The 21,997-nt window shown below is 74.0% G+C and carries 23 protein-coding genes; 9 read left to right on the forward strand and 14 right to left on the reverse strand.

Going from position 1 to position 21,997, the window contains the following annotated elements; all coding sequences use genetic code 11:
* Positions 1–134: 134 nt before the first annotated feature.
* The 4 genes from ACH495_RS08250 to ACH495_RS08265 are packed head-to-tail and all read right to left on the reverse strand — an operon-like array spanning position 135 to position 4,949.
* Positions 135–1,319: an ABC transporter permease gene (locus tag ACH495_RS08250; protein WP_396857008.1), complete on the reverse strand. Its 1,185-nt coding sequence runs from the start codon at positions 1,317–1,319 to the stop codon at positions 135–137.
* On the reverse strand, positions 1,316–2,170 hold the full coding sequence (locus ACH495_RS08255; protein WP_396857009.1) for an ABC transporter ATP-binding protein: 855 nt from the start codon (positions 2,168–2,170) through the stop codon (positions 1,316–1,318). The genes ACH495_RS08250 and ACH495_RS08255 overlap by 4 nt, the downstream gene beginning before the upstream one ends.
* Positions 2,167–3,567 (reverse strand): efflux RND transporter periplasmic adaptor subunit, encoded by a 1,401-nt coding sequence (locus tag ACH495_RS08260; protein WP_396857010.1) that lies wholly within the window; start codon positions 3,565–3,567, stop codon positions 2,167–2,169. Before ACH495_RS08260 ends, ACH495_RS08255 begins: the two co-directional genes overlap by 4 nt.
* A gap of 50 nt (positions 3,568–3,617) precedes the next feature.
* Entirely contained in the window at positions 3,618–4,949 is a 1,332-nt protein-coding gene (locus tag ACH495_RS08265) for a hypothetical protein (protein WP_396857011.1), read from the reverse strand.
* A gap of 34 nt (positions 4,950–4,983) precedes the next feature.
* Between ACH495_RS08265 and ACH495_RS08270 the strand changes: the two genes are divergently transcribed.
* Complete coding sequence (locus tag ACH495_RS08270; RefSeq protein ID WP_396857012.1) at positions 4,984–6,096, forward strand: hypothetical protein; 1,113 nt, start codon at positions 4,984–4,986, stop codon at positions 6,094–6,096.
* On the opposite strand, the gene ACH495_RS08275 is transcribed toward ACH495_RS08270, so the two are convergent.
* Genes ACH495_RS08275 through ACH495_RS08285 form a run of 3 tightly spaced genes read right to left on the reverse strand, consistent with a single transcriptional unit; the run spans position 6,056 to position 7,858 of the window.
* The gene (locus ACH495_RS08275; RefSeq protein WP_396857013.1) at positions 6,056–6,505 is read right to left on the reverse strand and encodes a YrdB family protein; all 450 of its coding nucleotides are present in this window, start codon (positions 6,503–6,505) and stop codon (positions 6,056–6,058) included. The genes ACH495_RS08270 and ACH495_RS08275 overlap by 41 nt on opposite strands.
* Positions 6,502–7,071 carry a TetR/AcrR family transcriptional regulator gene (locus tag ACH495_RS08280; RefSeq protein WP_396857014.1) on the reverse strand — a complete coding sequence of 190 codons (570 nt, stop codon included), beginning with the start codon at positions 7,069–7,071 and terminating at the stop codon, positions 6,502–6,504. Before ACH495_RS08280 ends, ACH495_RS08275 begins: the two co-directional genes overlap by 4 nt.
* Positions 7,064–7,858, reverse strand: a complete 795-nt coding sequence (locus tag ACH495_RS08285; RefSeq protein WP_396857015.1) for an alpha/beta fold hydrolase — start codon at positions 7,856–7,858, stop codon at positions 7,064–7,066. The genes ACH495_RS08280 and ACH495_RS08285 overlap by 8 nt, the downstream gene beginning before the upstream one ends.
* Before the next feature lie 77 nt (positions 7,859–7,935).
* On the opposite strand from ACH495_RS08285, the gene ACH495_RS08290 reads away from it, so the two are divergent.
* Positions 7,936–8,340, forward strand: a complete 405-nt coding sequence (locus tag ACH495_RS08290; protein ID WP_396857016.1) for a VOC family protein — start codon at positions 7,936–7,938, stop codon at positions 8,338–8,340.
* Between the two features lies 1 nt (position 8,341).
* Here the strand turns inward: ACH495_RS08290 and ACH495_RS08295 are convergent, their stop codons facing one another.
* Positions 8,342–9,262: a proline dehydrogenase family protein gene (locus ACH495_RS08295; RefSeq protein WP_396857017.1), complete on the reverse strand. Its 921-nt coding sequence runs from the start codon at positions 9,260–9,262 to the stop codon at positions 8,342–8,344.
* Positions 9,263–9,335: 73 nt separating this feature from the next.
* Here ACH495_RS08295 and ACH495_RS08300 point away from each other — a divergent pair, with 73 nt between their 5' ends.
* The 3 genes from ACH495_RS08300 to ACH495_RS08310 are packed head-to-tail and all read left to right on the forward strand — an operon-like array spanning position 9,336 to position 11,362.
* On the forward strand, positions 9,336–9,608 hold the full coding sequence (locus ACH495_RS08300; protein ID WP_396857018.1) for a hypothetical protein: 273 nt from the start codon (positions 9,336–9,338) through the stop codon (positions 9,606–9,608).
* 1 nt (position 9,609) lies between these two features.
* Entirely contained in the window at positions 9,610–10,776 is a 1,167-nt protein-coding gene (locus ACH495_RS08305; protein ID WP_396857019.1) for a glutathionylspermidine synthase family protein, read from the forward strand.
* Positions 10,777–10,795: 19 nt separating this feature from the next.
* A complete protein-coding gene (locus ACH495_RS08310; protein ID WP_396857020.1) occupies positions 10,796–11,362 on the forward strand; it encodes a CGNR zinc finger domain-containing protein in 567 nt (188 codons plus the stop codon).
* A gap of 79 nt (positions 11,363–11,441) precedes the next feature.
* Here ACH495_RS08310 and ACH495_RS08315 read toward each other — a convergent pair whose 3' ends face one another.
* Both ACH495_RS08315 and ACH495_RS08320 read right to left on the reverse strand, forming a co-directional pair.
* Positions 11,442–12,248, reverse strand: coding sequence for a sugar phosphate isomerase/epimerase family protein (locus tag ACH495_RS08315; RefSeq protein ID WP_396857021.1), 807 nt, complete (start codon positions 12,246–12,248; stop codon positions 11,442–11,444).
* A gap of 75 nt (positions 12,249–12,323) precedes the next feature.
* Positions 12,324–13,268, reverse strand: coding sequence for a Ppx/GppA phosphatase family protein (locus tag ACH495_RS08320; RefSeq protein ID WP_396857022.1), 945 nt, complete (start codon positions 13,266–13,268; stop codon positions 12,324–12,326).
* Between the two features lie 74 nt (positions 13,269–13,342).
* Here ACH495_RS08320 and ACH495_RS08325 point away from each other — a divergent pair, with 74 nt between their 5' ends.
* Complete coding sequence (locus ACH495_RS08325) at positions 13,343–14,149, forward strand: hypothetical protein (protein WP_396857023.1); 807 nt, start codon at positions 13,343–13,345, stop codon at positions 14,147–14,149.
* Between the two features lie 50 nt (positions 14,150–14,199).
* Here the strand turns inward: ACH495_RS08325 and ACH495_RS08330 are convergent, their stop codons facing one another.
* The 3 genes from ACH495_RS08330 to ACH495_RS08340 all read right to left on the reverse strand — a co-directional run bounded on the left by ACH495_RS08330 (position 14,200) and on the right by ACH495_RS08340 (position 17,410).
* Positions 14,200–14,754: a hypothetical protein gene (locus ACH495_RS08330; RefSeq protein WP_396857024.1), complete on the reverse strand. Its 555-nt coding sequence runs from the start codon at positions 14,752–14,754 to the stop codon at positions 14,200–14,202.
* Between the two features lie 658 nt (positions 14,755–15,412).
* The gene (locus ACH495_RS08335) at positions 15,413–16,096 is read right to left on the reverse strand and encodes a response regulator transcription factor (RefSeq protein WP_396857025.1); all 684 of its coding nucleotides are present in this window, start codon (positions 16,094–16,096) and stop codon (positions 15,413–15,415) included.
* Between the two features lie 21 nt (positions 16,097–16,117).
* Positions 16,118–17,410: a sensor histidine kinase gene (locus ACH495_RS08340; RefSeq protein WP_396857026.1), complete on the reverse strand. Its 1,293-nt coding sequence runs from the start codon at positions 17,408–17,410 to the stop codon at positions 16,118–16,120.
* Between the two features lie 178 nt (positions 17,411–17,588).
* Here ACH495_RS08340 and phoU point away from each other — a divergent pair, with 178 nt between their 5' ends.
* A complete protein-coding gene (gene phoU, locus ACH495_RS08345; RefSeq protein WP_396857027.1) occupies positions 17,589–18,233 on the forward strand; it encodes a phosphate signaling complex protein PhoU in 645 nt (214 codons plus the stop codon).
* A 110-nt stretch (positions 18,234–18,343) separates the two neighbouring features.
* Here phoU and ACH495_RS08350 read toward each other — a convergent pair whose 3' ends face one another.
* A complete protein-coding gene (locus ACH495_RS08350) occupies positions 18,344–19,111 on the reverse strand; it encodes a phosphoglyceromutase (RefSeq protein ID WP_396857028.1) in 768 nt (255 codons plus the stop codon).
* 150 nt (positions 19,112–19,261) lie between these two features.
* Between ACH495_RS08350 and ACH495_RS08355 the strand changes: the two genes are divergently transcribed.
* Complete coding sequence (locus ACH495_RS08355; RefSeq protein ID WP_396857029.1) at positions 19,262–20,587, forward strand: MDR family MFS transporter; 1,326 nt, start codon at positions 19,262–19,264, stop codon at positions 20,585–20,587.
* Positions 20,588–20,651: 64 nt separating this feature from the next.
* A complete protein-coding gene (locus tag ACH495_RS08360) occupies positions 20,652–21,908 on the forward strand; it encodes an MFS transporter (protein ID WP_396857030.1) in 1,257 nt (418 codons plus the stop codon).
* Positions 21,909–21,997 lie beyond the last annotated feature (89 nt).

Below are 21,997 nucleotides of genomic sequence, written 5' to 3' on the forward strand. Positions count from 1 at the left end.
ACGAGCGACGCGCGTGTAATGAGTACGGTAGCGGGACGGCTGTGACCTGCGCGATCCCTTCCGTCTTTTGATCATGGCGGGACGGGCGTCCGCCAGGGCTTTTTCGCCCGGACGGGTGGCTCGTCCGGATCCGCCTACTCGGCGCGCAACGCCACCACCGGATCGAGCCGGCCGGCCCGCTGCGCCGGCACCACGCCGAACACGATGCCCACCGCCGCCGAGACACCGAACGCCAACGCCAGCGACCACCAGGTGATCGCGGCCGGGATCGGGGAGAACGCGTCGACCAGCAGCGCGGTGCCCACCCCGAGCGCCATCCCGGTCAGGCCGCCGATCGAGGTGAGCAGCACCGCCTCCAGCAGGAACTGCACGCCGATGTCCCGGGGCCGGGCGCCGACCGCCTTGCGCAGGCCGATCTCGCGGGTCCGTTCCCGCACCGAGACCAGCATGATGTTGGAGACGCCGACGCCGCCGACCAGCAGCGAGATGCCGGCGATGGCGGCCAGCACGCCGGTGAGCACGCCCAGGATGTCGCCGAGCACGCCGAGGATCTGCTGCTGGGTGACGGCGCTGAACTCGGTGTCCGGGTGCCGGCGGGACAGCTCCGCGACGATCCGCTCGCCGAGCTGGTCGATCCGCTCCCGGTCCGGCGCCTTGACCGCGATGCCGTCGATGCGCCGGGTGCCCCAGAGCCGCTGCGCGGCGGTCACCGGGACGTGCACCTCGTCGTCCCGGTCCACGCCGAGGCTCTGCCCGAGCGGGGCGAAGACGCCGATCACCCGGAACCGCACACCGGCCAGCGTGACCTGCTGGCCGAGCGGGTCCCGGTCGGGGAAGAGCGTCCGGGCCACCGAGGCGCCGAGCACCGCCACCCGGCGGCTGGTGTCCACGTCGGCCCCGGTCAGGTAGCGGCCCCGGGCCAGCGACCGGGTGAACACCGACGGGGTGGTCTCCAGCACGCCCTGCACGGTGGTGAAGTCGGACCGGTTGCCGGCCCGCGCGGTCGCGCCCGAGGCCACCGTCACGGCCACCCGGCCGGGATCGCCGACCACCCGGGAGACGGCGTCGACGTCCTTGAGGTCCAGCGGCGAGACCACCGGCGCGGTGCCCACCTCGATCTTCCCCGGCACCACCAGGAGCAGGTTCGAGCCGAGCCCCTCGACCTGCTGCTCGACCTGCCGTTTCGTGCCGGTGCCGATGGCCACCAGGATCACCACCGAGGCGACCCCGATGATCACGCCGAGCATGGTCAGCAGGCTGCGCATCCGGTTGGCGCGCAGCGCGTCCAGCGCCACCCGCCACGCCTCGGCCACCCTCACCCGACACCCCCGGCGTCGCGCGGAAGGCGTCCGGTGGCTCCGGTGGCGCCACCGGAGCCACCGGACGGGTGCCCCGGGCCGCTTCCGGACGCGGACCGGGGCTCCGCGCTGGGAGCGGGATCCAGTGTGGCAGGTCCGCCCGCAGCGTCCGACCCCGGTCGATCATGAACGGTGTCGGACCGGATCAGCCCGTCCCGGACCGCGATCCGCCGGCGCGCGCGGGCCGCCACCTCCTGGTCGTGCGTCACCATCACCAGCGCCACCCCGGACTCGGCGTTCAACCGCTCCAGCAGCTCCAGCACCGCCTCGCCGGTGACGCTGTCCAGGTTGCCGGTGGGCTCGTCGGCGAGCAGCACCGCCGGCTCGGTGACCAGCGCGCGGGCGATCGCCACCCGCTGCTGCTCGCCACCGGAGAGCTGGTTCGGCCGGTGGTGCAGGCGATGCCCCAGCCCGACCCGGCCCAGCATCGCCGCCGCCCGCTCCCGCCGCTGCCGCGCCCCGACGCCCCGGTAGACCAGCGGCAGCGCCACGTTGTCCACCGCGGACGTGCGGGCCAGCAGGTGGAACGCCTGGAAGACGAAGCCGATCGTCTCGTTGCGCAGCGTCGCCAGCTCGGGCGCGGTCAGCGTGGCCACGTCCCGGCCGCCGATCACCAACCGGCCGCCGCTGGGCCGGTCCAGCCCGCCGAGCAGGTGCATCAGCGTGGACTTGCCGGAACCGGAGGGCCCGATCACCGCCACGTACTCGCCCTGCTCGATGGTGAGCGACACGCCGCGCAGCGCGGACACCGACACCCCGTCCAGCTCGTACGAGCGGGAGACGTCGACCGCCTCGATCGCGGCGACGGTCACGGAAGTTCCTGGCCGTCGCGCACCTGGTCGGCGCCGCGCACCACGACCCGGTCGCCGGCGGTCACCCCGTCGACGATCTGCACCAGATCCTGCCCCTGCACGCCGACGGTCACCGGCACCCGGTCCGCCCGGCCGTCCCGCAGCACCCAGACCGCGTCCCGCCCGTCGGCCGAGAAGACCGCCGAGGCCGGCACCGCCACCGCGTCCGCAGCCTCCCGGACCCGGAGCCGGACCACCGCGTTCATGCCCGGGCGGGGCGCCGGGGCGGCCGCCGACTCGCCGAGCCGGCCGGCGCCCAGGTCGAGCCGGACCCGGTAGGTGACGCCGCCCCGGGCCGAACTGGTCGGCAGCACGTCCACCGAGCGGACGGTCGCCTCGTACGTCGCGCCGGTCACCGCATCCAACTCGACCGAGGCGGGCACCCCGGCGCGGACCAGCAGCACGTCCGTCTCGTCCACCTCGGCGAGCAGGCCCAACCGGCCGATGTCCACCACGGTGAGCACCGGCGTGCCGGCGGTGACCCGGCCCCCGGCCGGCACCGCGTCGTCGACCCCGGCCGGCGGGCCACCACCCGACCCGGCCGCGCCCAACGCCGACGGGTCGAGACCGGGCACCCCCGCGGCGCCGGCCGCGCCGAGCAGCCCGGACAGGTCGGTCGGCGCCGCCGCCCGGGTGCCACCCGGCTGCACCACGCCGGCGATCGGGGCGCGCAGCGTCAACGCGTCGACTGTCGCCTTCGCCAGGTCGTACGCCTGCTGGGCCTGGAGGCGCTGCGCGGCCGACAACGCGCCGACGGCGCTGTTCAGGCCCGCCACGCCGCGCTGCACGGCGGTCACCGCGCGGTCCGCGGCGCGGGCGGCCGAGGCGTACTGCCGCTGCGCGGACTCGACCTGGAGCAGCAGCGCGGCGCGCGCCGTCGGGTCGCCGACCTTGCCGGCGGCGGCGCGGGCGGCGGCGAACGCCTCGTCGGCGGCCCGGTCGGTGCCGCGCCGGTTGCCGCCCAGGTCGCCGACGCCGACGCCCCGGCCGGCCCGCTTCGCGGCGCGCAGCGCGTCCCGCGCCCGGGCGAGGCGCTCCCGCGCGGACGGCGAGTCGATCACGGCGAGCACCTGGCCCCGGGTGACCCGCTGTCCGGGTTGGACCTTCAGGCTGGCCACCGTGCCGTCGGCGGGGGCGGTGAGCGTCGCCGCGGCCCGGGCCGTCACGGTGGCCGGCGCGTCGATCACCTCGGTGACCGGCGCGCGCCCCACCGCGGCGACGCTGACCGCCGGGGTGTCGTCACCGCACCTGGCGGCGGTGGTGCCGGTCAGCGCGACGGCGGCGAGGAGGGCGGTGACGAGACGGGGGCGGCGGGCCGCGGGCAGCCGCGGCGAGGGGGTGCGGGCCACCCGGCCCATGCTACGACCCGTCGACCGGTGTCGACGCCTGGGCGCAGCGGGTCGCCGTCTCAGCCGGCGGCCGCCCGGACGTAGGCGACGCAGTCGTCGTGCAGCGCCGGCCACGGGTCGCCGAACACCTCGTCGGCGGCCTCGTCCGGGGAGCGGCGCTGGTGCACCACGGCCCGGAAGAAGTCCAGCACCCGCCGCTCGCCGTACCTGTCGACCAGGTGGCGCACCGCCAGGTACCCGACGCCGTAAGCGCCGCCGACCCGGTCGTCGGTCGCGTCGTCGGCCGGCGCCACCGCGTCCAGCCGGCCGGACCACCTGCCGCGAACCAGCCTGCGCACCTCGGCCAGCCCCTCGTAGCGGTCCACCGGCTGGCCGTCCGCGCCGGCGTACTCGGCCAGCCCCTCCACCAGCCACCAGTCCGCGTGGTCCGCGTAGCCCTGGTCGGGCAGCGAGGCGGCGTGCGTCAACTCGTGCCGGAGCAGGTCGTCGACGCCGGCCGGGGCGAGGCTTTGCGCGTTGAGCACGACGTCGTGGCGGCCACCCCCGACGCCCACCGCGTAGCCGGCGGTCCACTTCGGCCGGCCACCGCCGTACCAGCGCTGCCACTCGGCCCGACCGGCGTAGTAGACCAGGTACCGGTCCGGCGGCGGGCCGACCGCGTACCGGTCGGCGGCCCGGGCGGCGGCCTCGGCCTGGGCGAGCAGGCCGGGCAGCTTGGCCCGCTGGGCCGGGGTGGTGGCCACCAGCGCGCGTTTCCCGACCGCCACGGCCAGGTCGTCCACCTCCCACGGGCGTACGCCGGTCGGGTCCGTCCGGGACGGTTCCACCGCCATCAGCCGTGGCTCCTCCCCCACCAGCCGCCACCGGGTGCCCAGCTCCGCCGTGCTCGGCGCGCAGCCCGGCACCACGAAGCAGTAACCCACAGTCACGGTCAGCCGCCACTGACCGGGCAGCCCGTCCACCGCCACCGGCACCCGCTCGGTGGTGGGCCGCCACGCGGTGACCCGGAGCGCCCGCAGCGCCGCGTACCGCCGGGTGAGCGCCGGCCGCGCGCTCGACTCCGCCACGGCGAGGAAACCGGCCCGGTCGCCGCGCAGCAGCGCACCGCCCTGCCGGTCGAGCTGCGCGACCATCCGCGCGGCGAGCTGCCGCTCGGCCGCCGTACCGGGCAACTCCCGGCCCGCCGCCGGCCGCCCGGCCGCGTCCGGCGCCAACTGCCGCAGGAGTACGCCCGGCACCGCGCCCGCGACCAGCCCCAGCGCCAGCCCGAGCACGGTCCAGAGCGGCCACCGCCGCCGCTTCACCGCCGTCCCGGTCGGTGCGGGTGCGGCGGGTACGGACACCTGCGCCGCCGCCCGGGTGAGCGGTGCGGGCAGGGCCACATCCGGCACGGCCCCGCCCGACGCCGATGCGGTCGGTGCCGGCGTGCTCGGTGCCGGCGTGCTCGGTGCCGGCGCGCTCGGTGCTGATGCGGTCGGTGCCGGCGCGCTCGGTGCTGATGCGGTCGGTGCTGATGCGGTCGGTGCCGGCGTGCTTGATGTCGGCGCGCTCGGTGCCGGCGCGCTCGGTGCTGATGCGGTCGATGCCGGCGCGCTCGGTGCTGATGCGGTCGGTGCCGGCGCGCTCGGTGCCGGCGCGCTCGGTGCCGGCGCGGTCGGTGCCGGCGCGCTCGGTGCCGGCGCGGTCGATGCCGGCGCGCTCGGTGCCGGCGCGGTCGATGCCGGCGCGCTCGGTGCCGGCGCGCTCGGTGCTGATGCGGTCGATGCCGGCGCGCTCGGTGCTGATGCGGCCAGAGTCGGCGCAGGCGGTGCCGGGGCAGGCAGTGCCGGGGCAGGCGGTGCCGGGGCAGGCAGTGCCGGGGCAGGCAGTGCCGGGGCAGGCGGTGCTGGGGCAGGCGGTGTCGGGGCTGGGATCGGGCTCGGCTCCGGGGCGTCCGGCTTCTCGGCCGGCTCGGCCGCGCCGGGCACGGGCAGGGCCGCCGTCACGGCGTTGCCGGATGCACCCGCCCCGGAGGCCACGACCGGGCTCGTGCCGGGGCCGCCGGCCTCACTCGGCTCGGACGCGGTCGGGCTCGGGCCTACGGCCACCGACGGCGGGCCGGACACGGTCGGGCTCGGGCCTGCGGCCACCGCCGGCGGGCTGGACGCGGTCGGTCGAGGGGTGACCGGGTCCGGCGGCGACGGGGACGGGCCGTCCGTCGGAGTCTCGGCTGCCGGCGCCGGAGGCGGCGACACCTCGTCGACATCGACGTGTGGGCGCTGCCCCGCACCGTCGTTCCCGGCGCGTGGCTCGTCGCCGTCGGCTGCCCGGCCGGAGGGCTTCTCGTCGCCGTCGGTCACCGGCGAAGGGTACGACCAATCGGGCGTTCCGGGAAAGAGTCCTGCGAGTAATCCCTTCGCTCGCGTCGCGTACCAGATCTTGGAAGGAAATGGCCCTCATCGGGGCCCTCCGCTTCCAAGATCCGTGGGAACCCACCGAGATCCGCGGTGGACGGCGGTCAGATGGGGGTTTTGGCGCTGGTCAGGAGCGTCTGGGTGAGGGACCAGAGGAGCACGAGCGCCGCGCCCGCAAGGAGGTGGCCCGTCAGGGTCAGCAGCACTCCGCCGGTGAGGAAGCAGGCGGCCTGGACACCCAGCTTGACCGGGGCGGGCAGCGGCACGGTGGCGCGGGGCGAGCAGAACAGCCCCCAGACCACGGCCAGGATCAGCGGGGCGCCCAGGCCGGCGAGCAGCCGTACCGGCCAACCCGCATCGAGGGTGAAGCCCCAGAAGCCGGCCGCGGCCAGCAGCGCCAACTCCAGCAGGAAGATGACAACCAGCAGCGCCGCCCGCCCAGGCCCGCCCGACCCGGACCACCCCTCACCGGACCGCCCGCCCGCACCGACGAACCCGGCCCGCTCCTCACCGGACCGCCCGCGGGGAGGGACGGGACCCGACCCGGCCGTCATCGGGGCCGCCAGCCGCGGTACGCGAGGTCGAGCCCGTCGATCATCCGGTCGAACGAGCGGTCGACGTCGCGGGGCAGCCCGAATCCACCCGCCGCCTCCAGCGTGACGAAGCCGTGCACGGTGGCCCGGAACATCCGGGTGGCGTCGACGGCCGCGTCCCCGGCGACGCCGTACCCGCGCAGGATCGCGAAGATCGCGCTGACCGCGCGTTCGGCGGCGGCCAGGTGCTCCGGGTCGGTCGGGTCGGGCGCCCGCTGGGTGGCCGGGTAGCGGCCGGGGTGGCGGTGGGCGTACGCCCGGTAGGCGGTGGCGACGGCGCGCAACGCGTCGTCGCCGGCCCGGCCCGCGGCGGCGCTGGTCAGCACGTCGGCGAGCTCGGTGGTGGCGAGCACGGCGAGCTTCTGGTGCAGCGCGTCCACGCCCCGCACGTGCTTGTAGAGGCTGGGCAGCGCGACGCCGAGGCGGCCGGCGAGCGCGGCCAGGGTGAGCCGGTCGTGGCCCACCTCGTCGGCCAGCACGGCGGCCTCCCGGACCACCGTCGCCGGGGTCAGGCCGGCCCTAGGCACGCGCGGTCACCGCCAGGAACTCGACCAGGTCGGCGGCGGTGGCGTCGGGCCGGTCGGCGTGCGGGTAGTGGCCGGAGTCGGCGATCATGCGTGCTTCGGCGACGGCGAACTGCCGGCGGGCGGCGCGCGCCTCGGCGCCGGGGTCGGGGAAGTCGGGGTCCTTCGTGCCCATCAGCACCAGCACCGGCTGCCGCACCTCGCGGGCCCGCGCGGTCCAGTGCGGGTCGACCGGCGCGACCACGCCGCGCACCGCGTCCATCCGGCCGCGCAGCTTGGCGACCAGTTCCTTCCGGTACGCGGCGTCGTCGGCCGGCCGCCCGCAGGGGAAGAGCGTGCGGTGGAACATCCCGAACAGCCGTGGGCTGCGCAGCACGGCGGCCTGGAGGGCCCGCATCACCGGGTTCGGCTTCGGCTGGCCGACGAACGGGCCGATCTGCACGATGCCGCTGACCAGTTCGGGCGCGTCGGCGGCGGCGAAGACCACGCCCGCCCCGCTGGACGAGCTGCCGACCAGCGTGGCGGGCCCGCCGTCCAGCTCCCGCACCACGGCGAGCAGGTCGCCGCCGACCTCGGCCGGGGCGTACGTGGGCCAGTGCGGGCTGGAATCGCCGTGCCCGCGTACGTCGATCGAGGCGACCCGGTAGCCGGCCGCCACCAGGAGCGGCGTCAGGTGTCGGAAGGCCGCCCGGTTCTCCCCCATGCCGTGCGCGAGCACCACGAGGGGGCCGGAGCCGTGCACCTCGTACGCGATGGTCCCGCCGTCCCGCACCACCTGGCTAACTGTCATAGCCGTAAAGCTAATGCTGTTAGCTTGTCGCGTCAAGGCTTGACCTCAAGCCGACGTGAGGTCGCACCATCGCCGGTATGCCGATCTCCGCCGACACCCACGTACGCCTGGCGCGGCCCAGCCGCGACCTGGCCGCCGCCGTCCGGTTCTGGGCCGACGGCCTGGGCTTGGACGTGCTCTACCGGGGCGCGCCCGAGCGCCCGGGCGAATACGACCTGGTCATGCTCGGTCTCCCCGGCGCCGGCTGGCACCTGGAGCTGTTCGGCGGTGCGGCGCTGACCGTCGACCCGCGGCCCGACGCGGCGGACCTGTTCGTGCTCTACCTGGACGGGCCGGTCGAGGAGGCGCTGGTGACCAGACTGGAACGGGCCGGCGGGACCAGGGTCTCCGCCGGCCCGTACTGGGACAGGTGGGGGGTCGCGTTCGCCGACCCGGACGGCTACCGCCTCGTGCTCGCCACCCGGGTCTGGTCGAACGACTGACTCACTTCTTCGACATCACCGCGCGGCCGAAGAACGCCAGGTTGGCCGGGCGCTCGGCCAGCCGGCGCATCAGGTAGCCGTACCACTGGTCGCCGTAGGGGACGTAGGTGCGCACCGTGTAGCCCTCGCCGACCAGGCGCTGCTGCTCCTCCGGCCGGATGCCGTAGAGCATCTGGAACTCGAACCGGCCCGGGTCGCGGTCGAACCAGCGCGCCCGGTCCTCGCCGATGGCGATCAGGCGCGGGTCGTGGGTGGCGAGCATCGGGTAGCCGTCGCCGGCCATCAGCACGTTCATGCAGCGCACGTACGACTTGTCCACCTCGCGGGCGGACTGGTAGGCCACCGACTCCGGCTCCTTGTACGCGCCCTTGCACAGCCGTACCCGGGACCCGGCGGCGGCCAGCTCGCGGCAGTCCGACTCGGTCCGTCGCAGGTACGCCTGGAGCACCGCGCCGGTCGACGGGTGGTCCTTGCGCAGCTTGGCCAGCACGTCCAGGGTCGAGTCGGTGGTGGTGTGGTCCTCCATGTCCAGCGTGACAGTGGTGCCGGCCGCGTCGGCCGCCACGCAGATCTGCCGCGCGTTGTCGTACGCGAACTGCTCGTCGAACGCCTGGCCGAGCGCGGAGAGCTTCACGCTGACCTCGGCGGCCGGGGTGAGGCCGGCGGCGCCGAGCAGGCGCAGCAGGGTGAGGTATTCGTCCCGGGTGGCGGTTGCCTGCTCCGGGGTGGTGGTGTCCTCGCCCAGGTAGTCGAGGGTGACCGTTTGGCCGTCGGCGACGAGTGCGCGGGTCGCGCGCAGCGCGTCGTCGGTGCCGGCGCCGGCGACGAACCGGCGGACGACGTCCCGGGTGAACGGGGCCGTCGCGACGAGCCGCTCCACCTGGGATGACCGGGAGGCGGCGAGGATGACGGAACGGAGCATGAGCCGAGCGTAACCCCCGCCCCCGACCCTCCGCCGGGTACCCGAAGTGGCGGCGATCGGCTACAACGTTCACGTGGAACGACACCCCCGCCGCCGGCTCCGCTCCGCCACCGTGCAGCTCGGTGCGCTGACCGCGCTGGCGCTCGCGCTCTCCGGCTGCAACAACGGCTACGACGACGACGATGACGACTGCGCCCTCGGGCCGGCCGGCGGGGGCGGCGACACCGTCGCGGTGGCGCTGCGGGTCCCCGCGCCGGCCGCCGCGCGCGGCGACGCCGCCCCGCCCACCGCCGCGCTGCCCGACCGGGGCGGCTTCGGCACCTTCCTCGCCTCCTGCGGCGGCTGACGTGCGCCGCGAGGCCAGCCCGCCGCGCCCCGACTGGGACGACACCATCCGGGCCCAGGGCCTGGTGTACGTGGACACCGAGCTGCCCGACGGCGAGATCATGTCGTACTGGGACGAGACCGCGGCGTACGCGTTCACGCTGGACGAGGTGCTCCGGCTGGAGGAGGCGACCGAGGAGCTGCACCGGATGTCGGTGGCCGCCGCCGAGCACGTGGTGGCCCGCCGCCGCCACGCCGAGTTCGGCATCCCGGAGTGGGCCGCCGAGGCGGTCGCGCGTTCACTGCGGGAGGCCCCGCCGACGCTCTACGGCCGTTTCGACCTCTGGTACGACGGCAGCTGGCCGCCGAAGATGCTGGAGTACAACGCGGACACCCCGACCGCGCTGGTCGAGGCCAGCATCGTGCAGTGGTACTGGCTGGAGCACACCCACCCGGACGCGGACCAGTGGAACAGCCTGCACGAACGGCTGGTCGGCGCGTGGGCCAAGATCGGCGCCGGGCTGCACGACCCGCGGGTGCACGTGCTCTGGTCGTCCGAGGAGGAGTCCGGCGAGGACCAGATCACCGCCGGTTACCTCGCCGAGACGGCCCGCCAGGCGGGGCTGGACGTGACGCTCATGCCGATCCAGCGGGTCGGCTGGGACGGGCGGCGTTTCGTCGACGCCGACGACCGGCCGATCACCACCTGCTTCAAGCTCTACCCCTGGGAGTGGATGCTCGCCGAGCCGTACGGGCCACCGGCGCTGGACCCGGGCACGCCGACCACCTGGATCGAGCCGGCCTGGAAGCTGCTGCTGTCCAACAAGGCGCTGCTGGCCGTGCTCTGGGAGCTGTACCCGGGGCACGAGCTGCTGCTGCCGGCATACCTGGACTCGCCCCGTCAGATGACCGAGTACGTGGCCAAGCCGCTGCTCGGCCGCGAGGGCGGCTCGGTACGCATCGTGACCGGCGGCACCGAGATCACCAATCCGGGGATCTACGGCGACGAGGGCTTCTGCTTCCAGGAGTTCCGCGCATTGCCCCAGTTCGACGGCAACCACGTGGTGCTCGGAAGCTGGGTCGTGGACGGCGGGTCGGCCGGCGTGGGCGTACGCGAAAGCGAGAGCCTCATCACAGACGGTTACGCGCGGTTTCTACCCCACTACATCGACGCGCCGCGTCCGCGCTGAGTCGTCTACCGTTGGTCCCGTGAACTTCGACGCGTACGCCCGGACCGGGGTCGAGCTCGTCAACGCCCGGCTGGACGACCTGGACGGCCTGCGGGCCCTCTTCCCGGACGAGAACGCCTGGATGCGCGACGAGGTCGCGGAGCGGGACCTGGCGATCTTCCGGCGGGCGCAGAAGCGCCTCCGGGACGTCTTCGAGTACGGCACCTCGGGTCGGGACGCCGACGCGGTGACCGAGCTGAACGCGCTGCTGGAGGCGTTCCCCGTGCAGCCCCGCATCTCCGGGCACGACTCCTCCGACTGGCACATGCACGTGACCAGCCGGGGCGCCTCCGTCTCCGCCGAATACCTCGCCGGCGCCGTCTGGGGCCTGTCGGTCTGGCTCTGCGAGTACGGCAGCGCCCGGTTCGGCGTCTGCGCGGACGAGCGCTGCGGCAACGTCTACCTGGACACCTCGTCCAACTGCTGCCGGCGGTTCTGCTCGGAGCGCTGCGCGACCCGCTCGCACGTGGCGGCGCACCGGGCCCGCAAGCGGGCCGCGGTCGGCGAGCAGCCGGTGCCGACCCAGCCGCTCGCCCCGGTCAGCTGACCCGAGGCCGGCGGCCGGTTCCGGGCCGCCGGGACCGGGTGCCGGTCGCGGCGCGTGTCGGTGACGCCGGCCCCGCCGGTCAGGCGTCGACCGGGGAGGGCGCGGTCAGGTTCGCGCGGGCGAACTCCAGCGCCTCGCGCAGATCCGCCTCACGGACCGCGCGGCTCTTCGCGCCCCGGGTGGTCACCTCCACCGCTACCGAACCGGTGAAGCCGCGCCCGGCCAGCGAACGGAGCAGCTCCGCGCAGGGCTGGCCGCCCCGGCCGGGCACCAGGTGCTCGTCCCGCCCCTCGCCGGTGCCGTCGCCCAGGTGCACGTGCGCCAGCCCGGCGCCCATCCGGTCAGCCATGGCCAGCGCGTCGGTGTGCGAGGCCGCGCAGTGCGACAGGTCCAGCGTGTAGGAGGCGTAGCCGGTGTCGGTCGGATCCCAGCCCGGGACGTACGGCACGAACTGCCGGCCGGCCATCCGCACCGGGAACATGTTCTCCACCGCGAAGCGGAGACCGCCGAACTGCCCGGCGATGGCGCCGAGGCCGTCGCCGAACGTACGTGCGTAGTCACGCTGCCAGGTGAACGGCGGATGCACCACCACTGTCGGCGCCTCGAGCGTCTCGGCCAGCTCGGCGGCCTTGCGCAGCCGCTCCCACGGGTCGGCGCTCCACACCCGCTGGGTGACCAGCAGGCAGGGTGCGTGCACCGAGAGCACCGGAATGCCGTAGTGCTCGGAGAGGCCGCGCAGCGCGCCCGCGTCCTGGCTCACCGGGTCGGTCCAGACCATCACCTCGACGCCGTCGTACCCGAGCGCGGCGGCGAGCTGGAACGCCGCCGCGGTCCGCTCGGGAAAGACCGAGGACGTGGACAGGAGCACCGGGACGCGGGAAGTCACAACCCTCAGCGTAGCCGCACCCGCCAGGAGGCATCGGGACGAGCACCCGCAAAGCGCCCAGAGCGACCGCCGGGATCACATCGGCGCGAGCTGATCCAGCCGGCGCAGGATGACCCCCTCGCGCAACGCCCAGGGGCAGATGTCCAGGCTGTCGACGTCGAGCCGGCGCATCACCGCCTCGGCCACCACCGCGCCCGCGAGGAGCTGGTGGGCCCGCTGCGCGCTGACCCCCTCCAGCTCGGGCAGGTGGGTCGGCGGGATGTGCCGGACGAACCCGAGAACCTGCCGCAGCCCGGTACGGGTCAGGCTGCGCCGGGCCCAGAGACCGGCGCCGGACGGCGCGGCGCCGGCCAGCCGGGCCAACGTGCGGAACGTCTTCGAGGTCGCCACCGGACGCTCCCAGCCCACCTCGGTCAACTGCTTCACCACCGGGTCGAGCTGCGCGTCCACGTACTCCCGCAGCTCCTCCACGGCCTCGGCGGACGGCGGCATCAGGCCGGCCGGATCGACCGCCAGCCGCTCCCGGCTGAGCCGGCCCGCGCCGAGCGGCAGCGAGACCGCGACGTCCGGATGCTCGTCGATGCCGGCGGCCAGCTCCAACGAGCCGCCGCCGATGTCCATCGCCAACAGCCGACCGGCGGACCACCCGAACCACCGCCGCACCGCGAGGAACGTCATCCGCGCCTCGTCCGCGCCGGAGAGCACCTCCAGGCGTACGCCGGTCTCGTCCCGGACCCGGGCCAGCACCTCACCGGCGTTGGTGGCGTCCCGGACCGCGCTGGTCGCGAACGCCAGCAGGTCCTCGGCGCCCAGCCCGTCGGCCGCCGCCCGCGCCATGCCGACCGCCTTGACCAGCCCGTCCGAGCCGGCGTCGGTCAACGCGCCGTCCGGGCCGATCTGCTCGGCCAGCCGCAGCACCACCTTCTCGGAGTGCGCCGGCCAGGGATGCGCACCGTGGTGGGCGTCGACCACCAGCAGATGCACCGTGTTGGAACCGACGTCGAGGACACCCAGTCGCATGGGAAAGACCCTAGGGGCAACACGTTTCGTCGGCTCGCCGGCCGCGCGGGGAGAGCGCGCGTACGCTGGTCCGGGTGACAGGGCAGATCGAGCTTCACGTGCTGGTGGACGACCCGGCCGACCCGCGCAGCCGCGAGGTCGGGCTGGACTTTCCCCGCGAGTGGATCGAGTTCGCCGACCCGGCCGACCCGAAGCACCTCGTCCGGGCCGACCTGACCTGGCTGCTCTCCCGCTGGACGTGCATCTTCGGCAAGGGCTGCCACGGCATCGTCGCCGGGCGGGCCGCCGACGGGTGCTGCTCGCACGGCGCGTTCTTCACCGACTCCGACGACGAGAAGCGGGTGCGGGCCGCGGTCAAGCGACTCACGCCGGAGACCTGGCAGCACTTCCGCCGCGGCTTCAAGAACTGGACCGAGAACGACACGGTCGACGGCAAGACGCCGGCCCGGCGCACCGCCACCCGGGACGTGGACGCACCGTGCGTGTTCCTCAACGACGCCGACTTCCCCGCCGGCGGCGGGTGCGCCCTGCACGCCCAGGCACTGCGCGACGGCGTGCACCCGCTGGAATACAAGCCCGACGTCTGCTGGCAACTGCCGGTCCGCCGGGACCAGGAGTGGCACGACCGGCCGGACAACACCAAGGTGCTGATCTCCACGCTGGCCGAGTTCGACAGGCGCGGCTGGGGCGCGGGCGGGCACGACCTGGACTGGTGGTGCACCTCCTCCACCGACGCGCACGTCGGCGCCGAGCCGATGTACGTCTCCTACGGGCCGGAACTGACCGCGCTGATCGGCGCACCCGCGTACGCGAAGCTGGCCGAGCTGTGCGCCGCCCGCCTGCGTCAGGGGCAGATCGCGCCCCACCCGGCCAGCGAGTAGAGACGCCGAAGGCCGGCACCCCGGGTTCGGGGTGCCGACCTTCACGCTTCTTAGCTGTTCCAGTGCTGGTTGACGAGGTCGGTGGCCTGCTTCTCCCACTGCGCGTACGCGTCCGGGTAGGCCGACACCTGCACGGTCTGGGCAGCCTTGGTCAGCGGCATGTCCTGCCAGCCGTCGACCTGCTTCAGACCCTTCAGGAACGCCAGGGTCGAGTACTCCGGGTCGGTGATCTGCTCCGGCGTGCCCCACCCACTGGACGGGCGCTGCTGGAACAGACCCAACGAGTCGTGATCGTTGCGGTCGCCGAGGTGACCCAGGTTCTCCAACTTCGACTCCTGCAGGCTCGTCGCGATCGAGATGACCGCCGCCCGCTCCGGCAGGCCGGCCTTCTTCGTCGCCGCGATGATCGCCTTGGCGTTCGCGGTCTGCTCGCCGTTCAGGCTGATCGTCGACTGCTCACCCTGCACACTCGCGACCGCTACCGGCTTGCCAGCCGTGGCGGCGTGCGCGGCGTCGACGTGCCCGGCGATCGGACCGGCGAACACACCACCGGTGAAGGCCAGACCAGCAACACCCAGGATGCTCTTACGCAGGATCGTGTTCATGGTGGGGGCTCCATTCGGGGGTCAACACACCCGGGGATGGGTGCGGGCACCGTCAGGCGCTCTTGGGGGATCCGGCTGGCTCGCGGAAGCGCGGGGCCTCGACGCGGCGCCGGAAGACTCTGCAACGACCGGGGGCCCACCGTCATTCCCGGGGCGGGATCGGCGCGCGGGGGCGCTTGCCTTCCTCGGTCGTGCACCGGGATACAACGCCGCGACCCCCCGACCCATTCCACCGCCAGAGTGCCGCCCACCACCCCGACCCGGACAAACCACCCACCCGGCACACTCAGCGGAACACCACCCATACCGTTCCACCCACCGCCCACCACCACCGCGAGTGGAACGCCATGGGTGTCTCAGCGCCGTCCAGACACCCATACCGTTCCACCCACCGCCCACCCACCCCGCGAGTGGAACGCCATGGGTGTCTCAGGGCCCTCCAGACACCCATGACGTTCCACCCGCTGAAGGCACCCCCAGCGCGGCCCTCCGGACACCTGGCCGACCAGCCCCAGCCCCCAGCCCCCAGCCCCCAGCCCCCAGCCCCCAGCCCCCAGCCCCCAGCGATCATGAAGTTGACTGGGCGTGGGGTCCGATTTGTCGGCGCCAACTTCATGATCGACGCAGACAGGGCGGCGGGGCGGTGGGGTGGGGCGGGTCAGGGCTCGAACTTGTAGCCCAGGCCCCGGACCGTGACGATGTAACGCGGGGTGGACGGCTCTGGCTCGATCTTGGAGCGCAGACGCTTGACGTGCACGTCCAGCGTCTTGGTGTCGCCCACGTAGTCGGCGCCCCAGACGCGGTCGATGAGCTGACCCCGGGTGAGCACCCGACCGGCGTTGCGCAGCAGCAGCTCCAGCAGCTCGAACTCCTTGAGCGGGAGCTGGACGCTCGCGCCCTCCACGGTCACCACGTGCCGCTCGATGTCCATCCGGACCGGGCCGGCGGCCAGGGTCGGTGCGCCCGACTCGTTCGCCTCGGTGCTCTGCCGGCGCAGCACCGCCCGTATCCGGGCGACCAGCTCACGCGGCGAGTACGGCTTGGTCACGTAGTCGTCGGCGCCGATCTCCAGGCCGACCACCTTGTCGATCTCGCTGTCCCGGGCGGTGACCATGATGATCGGGACGTGCGACCGCTGGCGGAGCTGCCGGCAGACCTCGGTGCCCGACATCTCCGGCAGCATCAGGTCGAGCAGCACGATGTCGGCGCCGGTCCGGTCGAACTCGGTGAGGGCGGAGGTGCCGGTCGCGGCGACGGAGACCTCGAAACCCTCCTTGCGGAGCATGTAGGACAGGGCGTCGGAGAACGACTCCTCGTCCTCGACCACCAGTACGCGGCTCAACGGGTGTTTCCTTTCCTGTGGTCAGACCTGCCGGAGCTCGGCCGGGCCGGCCTCGATCCCAGCGGAGGCGAGTGTCGCCTCCAGGTCGTCCGGGGGGCGGGCAGGCAGCCGGAGAGTGAACGTCGAGCCCCCACCAAGGGTGCTCGACACATCCACCCGGCCGCCATGGTTGCTGGCGATGTGTTTGACGATGGCCAGCCCCAGACCGGTGCCACCGGTCGCCCGGGAGCGGGCCTGGTCGGCGCGGTAGAAGCGTTCGAAGATCCGGTCGACGTCGTTCGGGGCGATGCCGATGCCCTGGTCGGCCACCGCGATCTCGACGTGTTCTTCGGTGCCCCGCGTGGTCACCCGGACCGTGGTGTCCTCGGCCGAGTAGGTGACCGCGTTCTCCACCAGGTTCGCCACCGCGGTGGCGAGCTGGCTGTCGCTCCCGTACGCGGTCAGGCCCCGCTGCCCGGCCACGACGATCTCCACCCGGCGGGCGGTGGCCGCGGTGCGGGTCCGGTCGACGACCTCGGCGAGCACCCAGTCGAGGGAGACCGGTTCGGGTGCGGGTTGGGGTTCGGCGCCCTGGAGCCGGGTCAGCTCCAGCAGCTCCTGCACCAGCCGGCCGAGCCGGGTCGACTCGTGCTGGATCCGCTCGGCGAACCGCCGCGCGGCGATCAGGTCCTCGGACAGGTCGGGCCCGTCGGCGGCGGCCGGTTCGGTCGCGTCCACCAGCGCCTCGGCGAGCAGTTGGAGCGCGCCGATCGGGGTCTTCAGCTCGTGGCTCACGTTGGCCACGAAGTCGCGACGGACCCGGGCCAGGCGGTGCGACTCGGTGACGTCGACCGCTTCGATCGAGACGTAGCCCGAGCCGAGCCCCATGGCGCGCAGGTGCACACCGAGCGGGTTGTCGCCGGCGCTGTCGCGGCCCCGGGGCAGGTCCAGCTCGATCTCGCGACGCACGCCCGTGCGGCGGACCTGGCCGGCGAGGGTACGGATCAGCGGGTGCGCCGCGATCGACCCCGGCGTCGCCCCGGCCCGGAGCAGGCCCATCGCGCGGGCCGCCGGGTTCACCAGCACCGGCACGTCGTCGGGGTCGAGCACCACCACGCCGGCGCGCAACGAGTCGATCGTCTTGCGGCCGAGCCCGGAGAGGCCCCCCTGCGCTTCGTCCGGAATCGTCGGCCTCCCTGCGTCACGGCGGGTGGGCCCGCCGCCCCGCGACGCCCGGCGGCGCCGCCATTCCTCCACGGATCCGGACAGCAGCGAACCGGCGACCAGCCCGGTCACCAGCGCCAAGGCCACCGCGATGGCCACTGCCCACTCCACCCGGCGATCGTAGGGTCATTGTTAACCCTGGGATCGGTCACAAGGGGACGAATCACTCTCGCTTCCGGGAATGTTCACCCGCGGGTCCCGCGTCGTTCATCCGCGTTCACCCTGGTGCCGACCGTCCGGCCTACCGTGGGGCGCGCACCTGCTCATGCCGTACCCGAAGGAAGTGACGATGCGCGACGAGTTCCGGGCCGACCTGCAGATTGTCAGCCAACTGCTGGTGGACATGGCCGAGGCGGTGCGCGCGGCCATGCGGCAGGCCACCAGAGGGCTGCTCACCGCGGACCGCGTGGCGGCCGAGACGGTGATCGCGCGGGATGCCGAGATCGACGATCTCTACAAGCACGTCGAGGAGCGGGTCTGCGACCTGCTGGCGCGGCAGGCCCCGGTCGCCTCCGACCTGCGGGCCATGATCACCGCCCTGCACGTGGCCGCCGACCTGGAGCGGATGGGCGACCTGGCCGACCACGTGGCGAAGACGGCGTTGCGCCGGCATCCCTCCCCGGCGGTGCCGGCCGAGCTGCGGCCGGTCTTCACCGACATGGCCGGCATCGCCGACCGGATGGCCGAGAAGATCGGCGCGGTGCTGGCCAAGCCCGACGCGGACGTCGCCGCCGAGCTGGACCGCGACGACGACGCGATGGACGACCTGCACAAGAGCCTGTTCGGCGTGCTGCTCGGCGACGACTGGCCGTACGGGGTGGAGACCGCGATCGACGCGACCCTGCTGGGCCGCTTCTACGAGCGCTTCGCCGACCACGCGGTGAACGCCGGCGAGCACGTGGTCTACCTGATCACCGGATCGTCGTCGGCCTGACCCGCCCGGCCCCGGGGCAAGGAGGGGCCCCTTTTTAACAGGGGAGTGTTAAGAAGGGGCCCCTCCTCTACCGCAAGCGTTAAGAAGGGGCCCCGCCTTACATCAAGTGCTCAGCGGCCCTGGTTGGCTACCGCGGCGGCAGCCGCCTTGGCGGCCTCGGGGTCCAGGTAGGTGCCGCCGAGCACCTGGGGGCGCAGGTTGGCGTCCAGGTCGTAGCGCAGCGGGATGCCGGTTGGGATGTTCAGCTTGGCGATCGCCTCGTCGGAGATCTGGTCGAGGTGCTTGACCAGCGCGCGCAGCGAGTTGCCGTGCGCCGCCACCAGCACCGTCCGGCCGGCCAGGATGTCCGGCACGATCGAGTCGTACCAGTAGGGCAGCATCCGGTCGACGACGTCCTTGAGGCACTCGGTGCGCGGCATCAGCTCGTGCGGCAGCAGCGCGTACCGGGGGTCGCCGACCTGCGACCACTCGTCGTTGTCGTCGATCGGCGGCGGCGGCGTGTCGTACGACCGACGCCAGAGCATGAACTGCTCCTCGCCGTACTCGTCCAGGGTCTGCTTCTTGTCCTTGCCCTGGAGCGCGCCGTAGTGGCGCTCGTTGAGCCGCCACGACCGGCGTACCGCGATCCAGTGCCGGTCGGCGGCGTTCAGCGCCAGCTCGGCGGTGCGGATCGCCCGGCGCAGCAGGCTGGTGTGCACCACGTCCGGCAGCAGGTCGTGCTCACGGAGCAGTGCGCCGCCGCGCCGCGCCTCGGTCTCGCCCTTCTCGGTCAGGTCGACATCCACCCAGCCGGTGAAGAGGTTCTTGGCGTTCCAGTCGCTCTCGCCGTGCCGCAGCAGGACCAGCGTCCCGATGGTGGGCCCTTCGCTCGCAGTCATGCGGATCATCCTGCCGTACCGGCCCGGCGGACACGCGGGGACCGGTGGTGACGACCACCACGTGGAAATGCGGGTGACCGGCGTTCCGGCAGGCCACTAGGTTGTAAGGCATCTGAGTTTGATCGGTCATTACCAACGGGGGCGTCGGGGATGCGGACGGTACGGGGCTGGTTCCGGGACACGGCGGGCGGCTTGCCGCGTTCCTTCTGGTACCTCTGGACCGGCACGCTGATCAACCGGCTCGGCTCGTTCGTGCTGATCTTCCTCGCCATCTACCTGACCCGGGAGCGCGGCTTCTCGGCGGTCCAGGCCGGCCTGGTGATCGGCCTCTGGGGCGTCGGCGGCGCGATCGGCACCACCGTCGGCGGCACCCTCACCGACCGCTGGGGGCGGCGGCCCACGCTGCTCACCGCGCACCTCGGCGCGGCCACCATGATGGTCGGGCTCGGCCTGGCCCGGCCACTCTGGGCGGTGGCCGTGGGCGCGCTGCTGCTCGGCGCGTTCGCCGAGGCGGCCCGCCCGGCGTTCGGCGCGATGATGGTCGACGTGGTGCCGGAAAAGGACCGGCTCCGCGCGTTCTCGCTCAACTACTGGGCGATCAACCTCGGCTTCGCCTGCGCCGCCGTGCTGGCCGGGCTCGCTGCCGAGGCCGGCTACCTGCTGCTGTTCCTGGTGGACGCGAGCACCACGCTGGTCACCGCGCTGATCATCTTCACCCGGGTCAAGGAGACCCGGACCGCGCCGGTCGCCGTGGTCACCAAGGGGGCGGCGGCCCCGGCCGGCGCGTTGCGCACCATCCTCCGGGACCGGGTCTTCCTCGGCTTCGTGGCGCTCAACCTGTTCGCCGCGCTGGTCTTCCTCCAGCACATCTCGATGCTGCCGATCGCCATGGGCGACTCCGGGCTCAGCCCGGCCACCTACGGCTCGGTCATCGCGCTCAACGGCGTACTCATCGTGATCGGGCAGCTCTTCGTGCCCCGGCTCATCTCCGGCCGCAGCCGGTCGCACGTGCTGGCGCTGGCCGCGCTGATCATGGGCGTCGGCTTCGGGCTGACCGCGTTCGCGGACACGGTCTGGCTCTACGGCCTCACGGTGCTGATCTGGACGCTCGGCGAGATGCTCAACTCGCCCTCCAACGCCACCCTGATCGCGGAGTTGTCGCCGGCCGCGCTGCGCGGTCGCTACCAGGGCGTGTTCTCCCTCTCCTGGCAGCTCGCCGGCGCCAGCGCGCCGATCCTCGGCGGCCTGCTCCGGGAGCAGGCCGGCAACACCGCGCTGTGGCTGGCCTGCGCCGCGATCGGCGTGCTGACCGCGATCACCCACCTGGTCTCCGGCCCGGCCCGGGAACGACGGGCCGCCCAGCTCCGCGCCGCCGGCACCCCGGTCGCGCCGGTCACCCTGGCCCGCACCCCGGCGCCGGAGGCGGCCGAGGCCGCGGCGGCGTCCCCCGCCGAGCCGGTCCGGGCCGGTTCCTGAGTACGCCGACCGGCTGGGTACGGTACCGAGGGCGCATCAGTAAGGAAACCTTCCTGGAGGACGGGTGCAGGCCCTGCGGCGCTGGTGGGACGACACGGCGGGCGGGCTGCCCGCCACCTTCTGGTACCTCTGGTCCGGTCTGCTGATCAACCGGGCCGGCGCGTTCGCGCTGCTCTTCCTGTCGCTCTACCTCACCGCCGCGCGGGGTGCCCCGCCGTCGCTGGCCGGGCTCGTCGTCGGCGCGTACGGGATCGGCGGCGCGGCCGGCACGCTGCTCGGCGGCGTCCTGGCCGACCGCTGGGGCCGGCGGGCCACCCTGCTCGCCGCCCACCTCAGCGCCGCCGGGCTGATGGCCGCGCTGGCGTTCAGCCGGCACCTGGCGGTGATCGCCGTGCTGGCCACGCTGGTCGGGGTGGCGCACTCGATGCCGGGTCCGGCGTTCGTGGCGGCCATCGTGGACGTGGTGCCGGAGGCCCGCCGGTCCCGCGCGTTCAACCTCCAGTTCTGGGCGTTCAACCTGGGCATGGCGGTCGCCTCCCTGCTGGCCGGGGTGCTCGCCGAGGCGAGCTTCCGGGCGCTGTTCCTGGTCGACGCCGGGGCCACTGTGGCGGCGGCCGCGGTGATCGCGCTCACCGTGCCGGAGACACTGCGCCACCGCCCGGCGGTGGCCCCGGAGGCGGTGGTGGGGCGGCGACCCGGGCTGCACACCGCGCTGACCGACCGCACCTTCCTCGCCTTCGTCGGGCTGACGTTCCTGCTGGCCGTGCTGACCATGCAGACGTCGACGATCATGCCGCTGGCGATGCGCGCGGACGGCCTGCGCCCGTCCGCGTACGGGCTGGTGGTGGCGCTCGGCGGGGCACTGATCGTGGCCGGGCAGCTCTTCGTGCCACGGCTGATCGAGCCGTACCGCCGCTCGACCGTGCTGGCCGTCTCGACCGGGCTGATGGCGCTCGGCTTCGGCGCGCTGACCGTCGCCGACGGGCTGCCGCTCTATCTCGGCGCGGCGGTGGTCTGGACGGCCGGACAGATGCTCGCCGCGCCACCGAACGCGCAGATCAACGCGGACCTCGCTCCGCCGGAGCTGCGCGCCCGCTACCAGTCGGTGTTCTACCTGACGTTCCCGGCGGCGTCCTTCGTGGCGCCGGCGCTCGGCGGGCTCAGCCTGGAGCGGCTCGGCGAACGGCACTGGCTGGTGGTGGGCGGGCTGGGCCTGCTGGCCGCCGCCGGGCACCTGCTCGCCGGGCCGCCGCGGGAACGCCGGGTCGCCGCGCTGCGGGCCGCGTCCCGGCCGGTGGAGACGATGACGATCCGTCGGTGAGAACGGCCGAGCGCCCACCCCGACCCCCGTCGAGATGGGCGCTCGCACCGTACGCCCGGCGGCGGCGGGCGACACTCACCCCCGTAAGC

Origin of the sequence: Micromonospora sp. NPDC018662, from assembly GCF_044391475.1 — a bacterium.
In the GTDB taxonomy this organism is placed as follows: domain Bacteria; phylum Actinomycetota; class Actinomycetes; order Mycobacteriales; family Micromonosporaceae; genus Micromonospora.